The sequence below is a fragment of the Flavobacterium ammonificans genome (genome assembly GCF_020886115.1).
Classification (GTDB): Bacteria; Bacteroidota; Bacteroidia; order Flavobacteriales; family Flavobacteriaceae; genus Flavobacterium; species Flavobacterium ammonificans.
This window is the reverse complement of the sequence record NZ_AP025185.1, coordinates 122633-138276: the sequence shown is the minus strand read 5'-3', so window position 1 is coordinate 138276 and position 15644 is coordinate 122633. Positions and strand designations below refer to the sequence as shown.

Genomic DNA, 15644 nt, shown 5'->3' with positions numbered 1-15644 from the left:
AAAATGATGAGCAACTCAGAATTTGGAAGTATTTCTTTTGATTTACCAAAGAACCAATCAAATGTAATTAAAGTAATTGGTGTTGGAGGCGGCGGGAGCAACGCCATCAACCACATGTTTAAACAAGGAATCAAAGGGGTAGATTTTATTGTTTGTAATACAGATTCACAAGCCTTGCAAAATAGTGCTGTGCCTAACAAAATTCAGTTGGGAGTTCACTTAACAGAAGGATTGGGAGCTGGAGCAAATCCAGATGTAGGACAACAATCAGCTATCGAAAGTATTTCTGACATTGAAAAAATGTTAGATCAAAATACTAAAATGGTATTTATCACTGCTGGTATGGGAGGTGGAACCGGAACTGGTGCTGCGCCTGTGATTGCTCAATTGGCTAAAGAACGTGATATTCTTACAGTAGGTATTGTGACCCTTCCTTTTGTTTTTGAAGGTAAAGTACGTCAAGAACAAGCCTTAATTGGTATTGAAAAATTACGCAAACAAGTTGATTCGCTTATTGTAATTAACAACAACAAATTGAGAGAAGTGTACGGAAACTTAGGTTTCAAAGCTGGTTTCTCAAAAGCGGACGAAGTATTAGCAACTGCCTCAAGAGGTATTGCTGAAGTAATTACACACCACTACACTCAAAATATCGATTTACGTGATGCTAAAACGGTATTGTCAGATAGTGGAACAGCTATAATGGGTTCCGCAATAGCTGAAGGTGAAACTAGAGCGAAAGATGCTATTATTTCTGCTTTGGATTCTCCTTTATTAAATGACAATAAAATAACAGGTGCCAAAAACGTATTGTTGCTTATCGTTTCTGGAACTAACGAAATTACTTTGGATGAAATTGGTGAAATCAATGACCACATTCAATCTGAAGCAGGTTTCAATGCGAATATTATCATGGGAGTTGGTGAAGACGAAACTCTTGGTGATGCTATCGCAGTAACTGTTATAGCTACAGGTTTTGACTTGGAGCAACAAAACGAAATTGTGAATTCTGAGCCAAAAAAGATCATCCACGCTTTGGAAGATGAGCAAAAAATCACTCACAATTTATCCAATACTCCAGTTCCTGCATTTGATTTGAATACAGAAACTCCAGTGGCTAGTGAAGAAAGAATTGTTTTTGAATTATTGGAGGAGGAGCCAGCAGCTGCAATTGTAGCTGAAGCAGTTCCAGCTTACGATCCTATTACCAATGAAAATGATTTAATCGTAATGTCTGAATTTATCAAAAATTTAGATGTGACTTTCGAAATCGTTTCGCCAATTAATGATATTGATTTTACTTTCACAACGCCTGAAGCACATGCTATCGAAATAGCGCAGCCAAAAGCTATTCAAGTGGAAGAGCAAGCTGCACTATCCTTTGATTTACCCTTATTTAAATCAGAGCCAGTTGCAGAAGAAAATAAAATAGTTTTTGAATTGACTAATGAAATCAACGACATGCATGTTGTAGATCCTGTTGTTTTTGTACCTGTAACAGAAGTGGCTGAAAACGGAGTTATCCGTCACTCGTTAGAAGAATACATGGAAGTAGAAAATGATTTTGTAGCAACTAAAACTATTGAAAAAGTGGCTGAAGTTGTTCCAGAAGAATTGAATATCACCATGAAAAAAATGGATGAGTCAACAATTGCTTCTTCAGAGTTCGAGTCGATTTCTCCAATGGAAATGACCATAGAAGAAACCTTACGCGCGCGCGCCGACGAAAGAAGAAGAAAGTTGAAAGAATTCAATTATAAGTTTCACAACAACGTTTCTAAAATTGACGAATACGAGAAAGAACCTGCATATAAAAGATTGGGAGTAGAACTTTCTACCAATCAATCAAACACAAACAACTCGAGAATATCAGTGGGAACAGACAGCAATAATGATTTGCAGTTGCGTTCAAACAACTCGTATTTACACGATAATGTAGATTAAAAATTACAAACTAATCAAAACCAATTTAGCCCGAAAGTCAAACGATTTTCGGGTTATTTTTATCCATTCAGCTTAAGAATCAATCTTTTGTTTGTTCGGGTAAATTGTTCTAAATTTGCGAGCCATAGCACGACTGACATTGCTAGCTTTTTACTTAAAAAGACTATTTATTGTCCTCTGTTTCAAAAAATAAAACACACTAAAAACAAAATATATGAGTTTAGCCATACAAATCATGGACGAAATTAAAAACGCCATGAGAGCCAAAGATACGGTAGCATTAGAATCATTGCGTGCAGTGAAATCAGCTTTGCTTTTAGCACAAACTGAAACGGGTGCCAAAGAAGAAATTAGTGCTGAGGAAGAAATCAAATTGTTGCAACGTTTGGTCAAACAACGTAAAGACAGTGCCAATATCTATAATGAACAAGGACGCCCTGATTTAGCTGAACCAGAATTGTTACAAGCAGCCGTAATTGAGAAATTCTTACCAGTTCAATTATCAGAAACAGAAGTGGAAGCTGTAGTAGCTAAAATTATTGCAGATAATGGTGCTTCAGGAATGGCAGCGATGGGAAAAGTAATGGGATTGGCTTCAGCTGAATTAGCAGGAAAAGCCGATGGTAAAACCATCTCGACTATCGTTAAAAAATTATTGTCTTAATTTCCTAAATCGTAAATCGACCCGAGGCGAAGCCGAACGGAGCGAAGCTAATATCATAAATCGTTCATCGTACATCGTAAATAAATTTGACTGCGTAGTTCAACTGGATAGAATATCAGATTTCGGCTCTGAGGGTTGCAGGTTCGAACCCTGCCGTGGTCACAAAAACCTACTGTATAACAGTAGGTTTTTTTGTTTATATTATTCATATTCCCTTCACTGTGACATTTGTTACTGACTAGACACTACTACTAGTTTACTTTTGCTTCATTAATTAGAAAAAAATTATGAAGAAACTACATGTAGTAACACTTATGGGATGTTTGGCTTTCTCCAGTTTAGGATTTAGTCAGGACACTTTGACAATCTCTAAAAAAGAAATTGGTCAAAAAGCATTAGACAAAAATTTGCAGATTCGAATTGCAAACGAAAATTTCAAATCGGCTCAAGCTGATTTTAGACAATCGAATGCGCTGTTTTTGCCAAGTATTACAGCTTCGCACACAGCAATTTCTACTACAAATCCTTTAATGGCTTTTGGTTCTAAATTGAATCAGGAGATTTTAACTGCATCAGATTTTAATCCTGCATTATTGAATGATCCAACGAAAACTAAAAATTTTGCTACTAAAATTGAGGTATTACAACCTTTAATTAATGTAGATGGAATGTATGGTAGACAAGCAGCTAAGTCTAAAATGGAAGCTTTCCAATTACAAACAGAGCGAACTAAAGAATATTTAGAATTAGAAGTTAATAAAGCCTTTATGCAGTTGCAATTGGCATACAAAGCGGTAGCGGTTTTGTCAAAAGCAAATCAAACTGCCGATGCCAATTTAAAATTGATTACCAATTATTTTAATCAAGGCATTTTACAAAAAACAGATTTGTTATCGGTACAAGTTCGTGTGAACGAAATTAAAAACCAATTGCAATATGCTACAAGTAATGTGCAAAATGCATCGGATTATTTGGCCTTTTTGTTGAATGAAGACAATACAAATAAAATCTACAAGCCTTTAGAAACTTTGGATAATAGCATTGCTATTGATGCCATGAACACTGTTCTTTCTGGAAACAGAAAAGACATTCAAGCCATGGAAAAAGCGTCTCAAGCATACGAAAAAATGGTGTTGTCTAACAAAATGAGTTTCTTGCCTAGATTGAATGCTTTTGGAAGTTATGAAATGTATGACACGAGTTTTTTGGGTACGAATGCTAAAGGATATTTAGTGGGTGCACAATTGTCTTGGTCTGTTTTTGACGGTTTCAAAAGTATAGGTAAATTAGAAAAAGCCAAAGCCGATTACCAAAAATCAAGTTTTGAAAGTCAGCAATACAAAGCGCAAAGTCAGTTGGAATTGAATAAAACCAATCGCCAATTACGTGATGCTGAAAACAAAGTGAATTTATCCAAATTGGCTTTTGACCAATCCCAAGAGGCATATCGTATTCGCTCGAATCGTTTTACACAAGGATTAGAAAAAACAACCGATTTATTGCAGTCTGAAACTATGATGGCTCAAAAAGAATTAGAGTTTTTACAAGCCGTATTTGAGTATAACTTCACCAAAGAATATGTTCAGTTTTTAACTAAATAAAAAGCAATATTAAAAAGTAATTTCAATATATAAAAGACATGAAAAAGACAATAGCTATCCTAACCCTTTCTACATTCGCATTTTTATCGTGTGGAAAAGATAAACAAGAAGTAACAACTAACGAGCCTGCTATAACAGTACAACTTAGCGGTGTTGGTGCAATTAACAACGGTCAATTTGTAACTGCAAGTGGAAAAATTGAAGCTGAAAATAGTGCTAATTTAAGTACTCGTATGATGGGTTATGTAACCAAGGTTCATGTTCAAGTTGGACAACGAGTAAGTGCAGGACAACTTTTGGTAAGCATTAACAGTTCGGATTTACAAGCTAAAAAAGCACAAGTAGAAGCTTCTATTTTGCAAGCTACTGCAGGGTATAATAATGCTAAAAAAGATTATGATCGTTTTACCAATTTGTTCAAACAACAAAGTGCTTCTCAAAAAGAATTAGACGATATGACCGCTCGCTACGAAATGGCAAAAGCAGGTTTAGAAGGTGCTAAGCAAATGCGTAACGAAGTACAAGCACAATTTTCGTATTCTAATATTACCGCTCCATTTTCAGGAGAAGTAACGAATACATTTGTTAAAGAAGGCGATATGGCTAATCCTGGAATGCCTTTGGTGAGCATTGAAGGTGCTTCTCGTTTGCAAGTTACAGCTATGGTAGCTGAGAGTGATATTAATAGTATTACTAAAGGAATGCCCGTTACGGTTTTGGTAAAATCGAACAATACAACTATTAGTGGAAAAGTAGCCGAAGTGAGTGTTTCGGCCAAAAACACGGGTGGTCAGTATTTGGTTAAAATCAATTTAGCCAAAACATCCAACAAAATCCTTTCGGGAATGTTTGTGAATGTACAATTCCCAATTGAGAACAAGAATCAAACTACAGCCAAAACAACTACAGTTTTAGTGCCTCAATCAGCTTTGGTACACCAAGGTCAGTTGACAGGAATCTATACTGTTGGAACTGGTAATGTAGCTATTTTAAGATGGTTGCGCATTGGAAAAAGTACAGGAGATCAAGTAGAAGTTTTATCAGGACTTTCGGCAAACGAACAATACATTGTTTCAGCAGAAGGGAAATTATTTAATGGCGCTAAAGTTAGTGCTCAGTAAATAGTAGTTAGTGTTCAGTTTTAAGCATAGTCTTTTAAACTTTTAAACTCATAAACATTTAAACTAAGAAAAAATGCAAGAAGGTATATCAGGAAAAATAGCCAATTTTTTCATCAATTCGAAACTAACCATTTTATTGATGGTGGCGTTGATGATCATTGGTGTGTACAGTTCGTTTTTAATCCCAAGGGAAGAAGAACCACAAATTAATGTTCCAATGGCCGACATCATGGTGGGTTATCCAGGAGCAACTCCAGCAGAAGTAGAAAGTCGTGTAGCCAAACCATTGGAAAAAATCATTTCCAATATCAAAGGAGTGGAACACGTTCATACGATGGCAATGAATGGTCAAGCGATGTTGATTGTACAGTTTTATGTGGGTCAAGATGTAGAGCGTTCGTATGTAAAATTGTATGACGAATTAGCGAAACACGAAAATATGTTTCCGCAAGGGGTATACAAACCAATGGTGAAAACCCGTTCTATTGATGATGTTCCTATGTTGGGTATCACGCTTTGGAGTGACAAACAAGACGATTTTCAGTTACGTCAAATAGCTGAAGAAGTAACGACAGAAATTGAAAAAGTAAAAGATGTTGCCATTACCAAAGAAATTGGCGGAAGCAATCGCGAACTAAAAGTAATATTGGACAAAGATAAAATGGCCGAAAATGGTGTGGACGCTTTGGGAATTATGCAAATGATTCAAGCCAATAATGGCAGTTCACAATCAGGAGCTTTTGTTGAAAATGACCAAGAATACTTATTGAAAACAGGTCAGTTTTTAGAAAATGCTGACGATGTTGAGAATTTAGTAGTAGGTATCAATAGAAATATGCCTGTGTATTTAAAACAAGTAGCCAAAGTACAAGACGGTGCTGCTACGGCTCGTAGTTATGTATCACTTGGTTTTGGCAAAGCCAATGAAAAATTCAAAACAGCACCTTCTGAATATCCTGCGGTAACTATTGCGGTTGGAAAAGTGAAAGGAGCTGATGCGATGAAAATTTCTGAAAAGATTATCGAAAAAATCGAGCATTTGAAAAAAACGGTAATCTCTGATGATGTTCACGTAGAAGTAACGCGTAATTATGGAGAAACAGCCTCAGATAAAGTGGGAGAGTTGTTATTACACCTTGGAATTGCCATTATCGCCGTTACTGTTTTGGTAATGTTAGCCATGGGATGGCGTGGTGGATTGGTTGTGTTTTTCTCAGTACCCTTAACCTTTGCTTTGACCTTATTTGCTTATTATTTATTGGGTTATACCTTAAATAGGATTACACTTTTTGCCTTAGTTTTTGTGGTAGGAATTGTAGTGGATGATAGTATTATTATTGCAGAGAATATGCACCGCCATTTCAAGATGAAGCGTTTGCCATTCAAACAAGCGGCTATTTATGCGATTAACGAAGTAGGAAATCCAACAATTTTGGCCACTTTCACGGTAATTGCAGCGATTTTACCAATGGCTTTCGTATCCGGAATGATGGGGCCTTATATGAGTCCGATGCCTATTGGAGCTTCTATTGCCATGATTTTATCTTTATTTGTTGCCTTGACTGTAACGCCTTATTTGGGGTATCATTTATTGCAAGAGAAAGATGAGCAAGAACACAAAGAAGCTGAAGGGATGGAAACCAGCTGGATTTACAAAATATACAATAAAATTGAGCGTCCTTTCTTAGACAGCAGCCCAAAAAGAAGATGGCTTTTAGCTGTAACAGTAGTATTGTTGTTTGGTTCAGTGTTAATGTTTTTTACCAAATCGGTAATTGTAAAAATGTTGCCTTTTGATAACAAAAACGAATTCCAAGTGGTAATTGATATGCCAGAAGGAACTACTTTGGAACGTACTTCGGCAGTAACAAGAGAAATTGCGCAGTATTTGGCAACTAAACCTGAGGTGGTGAATTATCAAAATTATATTGGTACATCTGCTCCAATTACTTTTAATGGATTAGTACGTCATTATGATTTGCGTGGTGGAAGTAATATGGCTGATATTCAGGTGAATTTATTGCACAAAGAAGAACGTGATTTGCAAAGTCACGAAATTGCGAAAGCCATGCGTCCTGAAATTCAGAAAATCGCTAAAAAATATGGTGCCAATGTGAAACTAATCGAAGTGCCACCTGGACCACCTGTATTATCGACTTTAGTTGCTGAGATTTACGGACCCGATTACCAAGAACAGATCAAAGTGGCTAATCAAGTAAAAACGATTTTAGAAAACAGTTCAGATGTGGTGGATACGGATTGGATGGTAGAAGACAATCAAACCGAATACCGTTTGGAAGTGGACAAAGAAAAAGCCATGTTAAACGGAATTGCTCCGCAGCAAGTAGTTGGAAATTTGACGTATTTGTTAAAGGAATATCCAGTATCTAATTTGTATGACGAAAATTCAAATAACAATGTTGGAATAGTACTTTCGCTTGACGACAAAGATAAAACTAGCTTGAAAGATATTCAGAATTTGAAAATTAAAGGAAGTCAAGGAAATATGGTTGCCGTGAGTGATTTGGTAAAAGTGGTAAAAGATACTTTACAGAAAACCATTTATAGAAAAGACCAAAAACGAGTGGTGTATGTAACTGCTGATATGGCAGGAACATTAGAAAGTCCAGTGTATGCTATTTTGGGTATGAATGAAAAATTAGCCAAAATTAAAGTGCCTGCAGGTTATAAAGTGAATGAATTGTACATGGAACAACCCACAGATGAAAGTGATTTCACAGTAAAATGGGATGGAGAATGGCAAGTTACTTTAGAAGTTTTTCGTGATTTAGGAGTGGCATTTTTGGTAGTAATCGTCATCATCTATATGCTGATTGTGGGTTGGTTCCAAAACTTCAAAACGCCAATGGTAATGATGTTAGCGATACCACTTTCTTTAATCGGAATTGTTTTAGGTCACTGGTTGTTGAATGCCTATTTTACAGCTACTTCATTTATTGGAATGATTGCTTTGGCAGGAGTTATGGTTCGAAATTCGGTTTTACTGATTGACTTTATCGAAATTCGTCTGAATGATGGCGTTGCATTGAAACAAGCGATTATAGAAGCCGGAGCGGTAAGAACTACCCCGATTTTATTGACAACTGGTGCGGTAGTTATTGGAGCATCGATTATATTATTTGATCCAATTTTTCAAGGTTTAGCAATTTCGTTAGTAGCAGGGGCTATTGTTTCTACTATCTTAACATTAATTGTCGTGCCATTGATTTATTACATTACGGAAAGAAAAAAATGGGAGAATTAAAAGGTTGTTTCAGGTTTCTATTCTTCGAAGCCTTAAGCTTTTTAAATTCATAAACCCTTAACTTTTTTAAACTTATAAAAATGAAATTATTAATTATAACCGCAGTAGCAGCTTTTGAAAAAGACATAAAAAAATGTTACAACAAGCTGAGGTAAGCTCTTTCTCGTATAGAGATGTAAAAGGCTTCAAAGATATTTCTGAAGATGGAATTGAAAAAAATTGGTTTGGCTCTGAAGTAAACGAAACGAATTCTTTCCTTTTTTATGCCTTTGTTAAAAATGAAAATGTAGATGTAGTATTTGATTTAGTGTCTTCATTCAATGAAAAACAAGAAACACTGTCTAAATTACATCTAGCTGTTGTGAACATCGAAAAATCAAATTAATTTATAGAAGAATACAATGAAAAATAGAATAATAAGAGCAATTGCTGGAAGTTTTGTGTTATTGAGTGTGGTTTTGTCCATTTATGTGGATCAAAATTGGTTATGGTTTACCGCTTTCGTAGGAGCTAATTTATTGCAATCGTCCATTACTAAATGGTGTTTGATGGAAGATATTTTATCTAAGTTAGGAGTGAAAGACTAAGTAGTCTTGCACTTGTCTTAAACAAAAAAAACCAGAACATCTGTTCTGGTTTTTTATACTAAAACTTCCACCGAAGCTCTATTTAATTTGATTCGACCTTTGATTTCTAGTGCTTTTAATAGTCTTGAAATAACTTCTCTTGACGAATGCAGGTCGTATGCAATTTCCTTATGAGTACTGAATATTTCACGAGAGTGATTGATTTTACATTTTTCAAAAAGATAATTGAGTAATCGTTCTTCCATATTCATGAAAGCCAAACTATCAATAGCTGAAAGCATTTCTTTCAAACGGTTGTTGTAGTTATTAAAGACATAATTTCGCCAGCTTTTGTATTTGCCTAACCATTCTTCCATTTTGGTAACAGGAATCATGATTATTTTACCTTCTGTTTCAGCTACGGCTCTAATTTCACTTTTGGCTTCGCCAATACAACAGGCCATAGTCATGGCGCAGGTGTCTCCTTTTTCTATGAAATATAAAAGCATTTCACCTTCGTCAAAATCTTCTCGTAAAATCTTAATAGCACCTTCAATAAGCAAAGGCATTTTTTTGATATAATCGCCAAAGTCAATTAATACATCTCCTTCTTTAAATTCTACCAAGGTGGCAACAGCTATAATTTCATCAATAAGTGAATCTTCAAAAACAAATCCGTAACTGGCAGTAAGTAAATCTTTCATATTTTTTCGTTTGAAACAAAAATAAGCATTATAAAAATTAATGAGTTGTTTAGAAATTAAATCTTTTTATTTTCAAAATAAACATAAATTATATTTATTAAAAAAATTTAATATATAAATAAAAATTTATGAATTGTTAGATTTAAATTTGTCCTTTGAATTAAATGTTTTTTTAAAAATCAATTTGAAATCACTTATTAGTTGTTTAATCCAATTAAAATTATATTAATGAAAAAAATTACGATTGCAAAAGGAGACGGAATTGGTCCAGAAATTATGGATGCTGTATTAGACATTTTCCAGGCGGCTCAAGTTCCCTTGGAATATGAAACTATTGAAATTGGAGAAAAGCTATATTTAGATGGTTATGCATCTGGAATTAGTTCTGCTTCTTGGGAAAGCATTTTAAAAAATAAAATATTTTTGAAGTCTCCTATAACTACGCCGCAAGGTGGCGGGTACAAAAGTTTGAATGTTACTATGCGTAAGGCCTTAGGTTTGTTTGCAAATATCAGACCTACACAATCTTATTTTCCTTATGTAGCTTCTAATTTCCCTAAAATGAATGTTGTGATTGTTAGAGAGAATGAAGAAGATTTATATGCTGGAATTGAACACCAGCAAACAGATGAAGTTGTCCAATGTTTAAAATTAATTTCGCGACCAGGTTCAGAGAAAATTATTCGTTATGCTTTTGAATATGCAAAAAAATACAAGCGTAAAAAAGTAACTTGTTTTAGCAAAGACAATATTATGAAATTAACAGATGGATTATTTCATCAGATTTTCAAAGAGATTGCAGTTGAATATCCAGAAATTCAATCTAATCATATGATTATTGATATTGGAGCTGCACGTTTAGCAGCTCAACCGGAGTCATTTGATGTGATTGTTACTTCTAACTTATATGGTGATATTGTTTCTGATATTGCTGCTGAAGTAGCAGGCTCAGTTGGATTGGCGGGTTCAGTAAATATAGGAAGTTCATGCGCTATGTTTGAAGCAATACACGGCTCAGCTCCGGATATTGCAGGGCAAGACAAAGCAAATCCGTCTGGACTTTTACAAGCTGGTATTGCAATGTTATTTCATTTGGGATTAGTTGAGAATGCTATAGCTATTCAAAATGCATGGTTAAAAACTATTGAAGACGGGATTCATACCCCAGATATTTATAATGCTACTACAAGTTCACAGTTGGTAGGTACTAAAGCTTTTGCGCAAGCTGTTATTTCAAATATTGGACAAAAGCCGACACGTTTACAGGCTGTATCCCCTCCAAAAGACGCTATTATCATCTTACCAGAAGTTGCTCCTAAAACTCCAAAAACAAAAGGTTTGGTAGGCGTAGATGTATTTGTACACCAATCCAATAAAAATCCAGAAGTATTGGCTTCAAGGTTGCAAGATGCAACGCAAAATACAGGTTTAGTTTTGAAAATGATTACGAATAGAGGGGTGAAAGTGTGGCCAAATGGTTTTGACGAAACTTTTTGCACAGACCACTGGCGTTGTAGATTTGAATGGATTTTAGAAAAAAAACCTTCTTACTCCGAAGTCTTACTTCTATTACAAGAATTATTCAAGCATCAATTAGACGTGATTAAAACAGAAAATTTATACATGTTTGATGGACTTCCCGCTTATTCAATGGGGCAAGGACAATAATTTTTAAAAGTCTTTATATAATAAAACCACTCCTAAATGAGAGTGGTTTTGTCATTATTTAGTATGTTAAGTGGCTACTTAGTAATTAACTTTAAATTGGCAATCGTAGCCAATGGATTTTCAGCTTTAAAAACATAACTTCCTGCAACCAAAACATCAGCACCAGCTTCGGCTAGTTGTTTGGCATTTTGATTGGTCACGCCACCATCAATTTCGATTTGAGTCGCAGCTCCTTTTTTAGTGATCAATGCTTTTAGTTGGCGCACTTTTTCATACGTATTTTCAATGAATGATTGTCCACCAAAACCAGGATTTACACTCATGATACAAACCAAATCAATATCGTTGATTACGTCTTCTAATAAAGTAACACTCGTATGTGGGTTCAAAGCAACACCTGCTTTCATTCCAGCTGCTTTAATCGCTTGAAGCGTTCTGTGCAAGTGCGTACAGGCTTCGTAGTGAACCGTTAATACATTCGCTCCTAAATCAGCAAAGGTTTTGATATAGCGATCCGGATCTACAATCATCAAGTGTACGTCGATGGTTTTTTTAGCATGTTTTGAAATTGCTTCTAAAACGGGAATTCCAAAAGAAATATTGGGAACAAAAATACCGTCCATAATATCAATATGAAACCAGTCGGCTTCACTAGCATTAATCATTTCGATGTCACGTTGTAAGTTGGCAAAATCAGCAGCTAAAACGGATGGGGCGATAAGTGTATTTTTCATTTGTAATAATAATTTTTTGTTCAACATTCAAAATCCCAAGTTGAATATTCAAAATTAAAAAATAATGAACAATGAATTTTGAGTAACGAATTTTGAAATTAAGTTAAAAAAAACTCCGGAATGAAGCCGGAGTTTTGATAGGTTTACCCTAAATATGTTTTTAATATTTTACTTCTTGAAGTATGTTTCAATCTGCGGATGGCTTTTTCTTTAATTTGGCGCACACGCTCACGAGTAAGGTCGAAAGTTTCTCCAATTTCTTCCAAAGTCATTGGGTGTTGATCGCCTAGACCAAAATACAAACGAACTACGTCAGCTTCTCTTGGAGTTAAGGTTTCTAAAGAACGCTCGATTTCAGTACGTAATGATTCGTGAATCAATTCGCGGTCTGGGTTAGGAGATTCACCTGAACGTAAAACGTCATACAAGTTAGAATCTTCTCCTTCTACTAAAGGCGCATCCATTGATAAGTGACGTCCCGAGTTTTTCATAGACTCTTTTACGTCATTTACGGTCATGTCCAATTCTTTTGCAATTTCCTCTGCAGAAGGCGGACGCTCGTTAGATTGCTCCAATAAAGCGTACATTTTATTGATTTTATTGATAGAACCAATTTTGTTCAAAGGCAAACGAACGATACGAGATTGTTCAGCCAACGCTTGCAAAATAGACTGACGAATCCACCAAACAGCATACGAAATGAATTTGAAACCACGCGTTTCGTCAAAACGTTGAGCCGCTTTGATCAAACCTAAATTTCCTTCATTAATCAAATCGGGAAGTGTTAATCCTTGATTTTGGTATTGTTTAGCCACCGAAACAACGAAACGTAAATTAGCTTTGGTTAATTTCTCTAAAGCGCGTTGGTCTCCGGCTTTGATCTTCTGAGCTAATTCTACTTCTTCGTCAGCAGTAATAAGGTCAACTTTTCCAATTTCTTGTAAATATTTATCTAATGAAGCGGTTTCACGATTGGTAACCTGCTTGGTAATTTTAAGTTGTCTCATGTCTTTGTGTCCTCAATTTTTTAAGTGTACAAAGGTTATACGTAAGGAGTGTTTAAAAAGTTACAAAACTTTTAAATTATTTTCATAAAAACGAAAAATCCCGTTCTAATACTTTAGAACGGGATTTTTTCTATCAATAAACCTTTAGTAAACTAAGATTGGATTACTCTTTTTTCTCCTCACGTGGAGGTCTTGGTAAAAGCGCTTTTCTTGACACTTTTTCTTTTCTAGTTTTAGGGTCAAGACCAAGGTATTTCACTTGGAATACATCGCCCATATTCACTACATCAGAAACATTTTCAGTACGTTCCCAAGCCAATTCAGATACGTGTAATAAAACCTCGTTTCCTGGAGCAGCAGTATATTCTACAACAGCACCAAAATCTAACATTTTAATTACTTTTACTTCGTATGCTTCACCCACTTCAGGTTTGAAAATGATAGAATCAATTTTAGCCAATACTGCAGCAATTCCGTCTGGATCTGTACCTAAAATTTCAACTACACCTTGTTCGTCGACCTCGTTGATCACAATAGTACAACCAGTAGCTTTTTGTAATTCTTGAATTACTTTTCCACCAGGTCCAATTAAGGCGCCAATGAAGTTACCAGGAATTGTACGCATGATGATTTTTGGCGCATGAACTTTAACGTCAGCATTTGGTTTGTCTAATGTCTCCATTATTTTCCCTAAAATATGCAAACGTCCATCACGAGCTTGAGCCAATGCTTGCTCCATGATTTCGTATTTCAATCCATCAATTTTGATGTCCATTTGACAAGCTGTAATTCCTTCAGAAGTTCCAGTTACTTTGAAATCCATATCTCCTAAATGATCTTCATCACCTAAAATATCAGATAACACTGCAAAACGTTCTCCATCAGTAATCAATCCCATCGCAATTCCAGAAACGGGACGAATCATTTGAATACCAGCATCCATTAATGATAATGTTCCAGCACAAACAGTAGCCATTGAAGATGAACCATTCGATTCTAATACTTCAGAAACTACACGAATTGTATAAGGACAATCAGCAGGAATCATGTTTTTCAATGCTCGTTGTGCCAAGTTTCCGTGACCAACTTCTCTTCTTGAAGTTCCTCTTAACGGACGGGCTTCTCCTGTAGAAAATGGTGGGAAATTATAGTGTAAATAGAATTTTTCTTCTCCTTGTTCAGATGGCGAATCAATTTGGTTAGCTTCTCTAGATGTTCCTAAAGTTGCTGTTGCCAAGGCTTGAGTTTCTCCACGTGTAAATAATGCTGATCCGTGAACCGATGGTAAGTAATTTACTTCACTCCAAATAGGACGAATTTCAGTAGTTTTTCTACCGTCCAAACGAGTTCCTAAATCTAAAGTTACATTACGAACCGCTTCTTTGTTCACCTTATAGAAGTATTTAGAAACTAAATCTCCATTTTCAGCTAATTCTTCTTCAGTAAATAACGCTTTAACTTCTTCTTTTACAGCGTCAAATGCAGCTGAACGCTCATGTTTAGCCGAACCTTTACTAGCAATAGCGTAAATTTTATCATAAGCGGCCGCTCTTACTTTTTCGTAAATAGCGTCGTCATTTTTTTCAGTTTCGTAGGTACGAACTTCTTTTTTTCCAAATGCTTGCGCCAATCTTTCTTGAGCATCAATTTGTACTTTAATGTGTTCGTGAGCAAATTTAATAGCTTCTACCATTTCTTTTTCTGAAATTTCTTTCATTTCTCCCTCTACCATGGCGATAGAATCTTTAGAAGCACCAATCATCATATCAATATCTGATAATTCTAATTGTGCACGAGATGGGTTGATGATGAATTTACCATCAATTCTTCCAACTCTAGCCTCAGAAATTAAAGTTTCAAAAGGAATGTCAGACAATGCTAATGCAGCTGAAGCAGCTAATCCTGCTAAAGCATCTGGCATAACGTCTTCGTCATGAGACATTAACTGAATCATAACTTGTACTTCAGCATGGTAATCTGATGGGAAAAGCGGACGCAATACACGATCCACTAAACGCATCGTCAATACTTCGCTATCACTAGGACGTGCTTCTCTTTTGAAGAAACCACCAGGGAAACGACCTGCTGCTGCAAATTTTTCACGGTAATCTACCGTTAATGGTAAAAAGTCAATACCTGGACTGGCTTTTCTTGCGGAAACAACTGTACCTAAAATAACAGTTTTTCCAATTCTTACTACTACAGATCCGTCTGCTTGTTTAGCTAAACGACCTGTCTCGATTGTGATGTTTCTGCCATCACCTAAATCGATACTTTCTACAAATAATTGTGGAATCATAAACTTTTTTAATAATTGATTAAAACCTTGGAACTAGTTGTGTTGTTGTGTGTAGTTGTTTATAATCCCAA

The 15644-nt window shown here is 35.6% G+C and carries 12 protein-coding genes and 1 tRNA gene; 9 read left to right on the top strand and 4 right to left on the bottom strand.

Annotated features, from left to right (window positions below):
• Positions 1-3: 3 nt before the first annotated feature.
• The 8 genes from ftsZ to LPC20_RS00575 all read left to right on the top strand — a co-directional run bounded on the left by ftsZ (position 4) and on the right by LPC20_RS00575 (position 9182).
• Positions 4-1944, top strand: coding sequence for a cell division protein FtsZ (gene ftsZ, locus LPC20_RS00610; protein WP_229325469.1), 1941 nt, complete (start codon positions 4-6; stop codon positions 1942-1944).
• 214 nt (positions 1945-2158) lie between these two features.
• On the top strand, positions 2159-2608 hold the full coding sequence (locus LPC20_RS00605) for a GatB/YqeY domain-containing protein (protein WP_229325467.1): 450 nt from the start codon (positions 2159-2161) through the stop codon (positions 2606-2608).
• Positions 2609-2696: 88 nt separating this feature from the next.
• Positions 2697-2770: transfer RNA gene (locus LPC20_RS00600), tRNA-Arg, on the top strand.
• Between the two features lie 125 nt (positions 2771-2895).
• Complete coding sequence (locus LPC20_RS00595) at positions 2896-4209, top strand: TolC family protein (RefSeq protein ID WP_229325465.1); 1314 nt, start codon at positions 2896-2898, stop codon at positions 4207-4209.
• Between the two features lie 38 nt (positions 4210-4247).
• Complete coding sequence (locus LPC20_RS00590; protein ID WP_229325463.1) at positions 4248-5330, top strand: efflux RND transporter periplasmic adaptor subunit; 1083 nt, start codon at positions 4248-4250, stop codon at positions 5328-5330.
• Between the two features lie 73 nt (positions 5331-5403).
• Positions 5404-8595 (top strand): efflux RND transporter permease subunit, encoded by a 3192-nt coding sequence (locus LPC20_RS00585; protein WP_229325461.1) that lies wholly within the window; start codon positions 5404-5406, stop codon positions 8593-8595.
• A gap of 133 nt (positions 8596-8728) precedes the next feature.
• Positions 8729-8980, top strand: a complete 252-nt coding sequence (locus LPC20_RS00580) for a hypothetical protein (protein ID WP_229325459.1) — start codon at positions 8729-8731, stop codon at positions 8978-8980.
• A 16-nt stretch (positions 8981-8996) separates the two neighbouring features.
• Positions 8997-9182 carry a YgaP family membrane protein gene (locus LPC20_RS00575; RefSeq protein ID WP_229325457.1) on the top strand — a complete coding sequence of 62 codons (186 nt, stop codon included), beginning with the start codon at positions 8997-8999 and terminating at the stop codon, positions 9180-9182.
• Positions 9183-9235: 53 nt separating this feature from the next.
• Here LPC20_RS00575 and LPC20_RS00570 read toward each other — a convergent pair whose 3' ends face one another.
• The gene (locus LPC20_RS00570) at positions 9236-9865 is read right to left on the bottom strand and encodes a Crp/Fnr family transcriptional regulator (RefSeq protein ID WP_229325455.1); all 630 of its coding nucleotides are present in this window, start codon (positions 9863-9865) and stop codon (positions 9236-9238) included.
• A gap of 228 nt (positions 9866-10093) precedes the next feature.
• On the opposite strand from LPC20_RS00570, the gene LPC20_RS00565 reads away from it, so the two are divergent.
• Positions 10094-11533: an NADP-dependent isocitrate dehydrogenase gene (locus LPC20_RS00565; RefSeq protein ID WP_229325453.1), complete on the top strand. Its 1440-nt coding sequence runs from the start codon at positions 10094-10096 to the stop codon at positions 11531-11533.
• A gap of 74 nt (positions 11534-11607) precedes the next feature.
• On the opposite strand, the gene rpe is transcribed toward LPC20_RS00565, so the two are convergent.
• From rpe to LPC20_RS00550, 3 genes are all read right to left on the bottom strand, one after another.
• Entirely contained in the window at positions 11608-12267 is a 660-nt protein-coding gene (gene rpe, locus LPC20_RS00560; protein WP_229325451.1) for a ribulose-phosphate 3-epimerase, read from the bottom strand.
• 143 nt (positions 12268-12410) lie between these two features.
• A complete protein-coding gene (locus LPC20_RS00555) occupies positions 12411-13274 on the bottom strand; it encodes a sigma-70 family RNA polymerase sigma factor (protein WP_026707723.1) in 864 nt (287 codons plus the stop codon).
• Positions 13275-13437: 163 nt separating this feature from the next.
• Entirely contained in the window at positions 13438-15573 is a 2136-nt protein-coding gene (locus tag LPC20_RS00550) for a polyribonucleotide nucleotidyltransferase (protein WP_229325449.1), read from the bottom strand.
• Positions 15574-15644 lie beyond the last annotated feature (71 nt).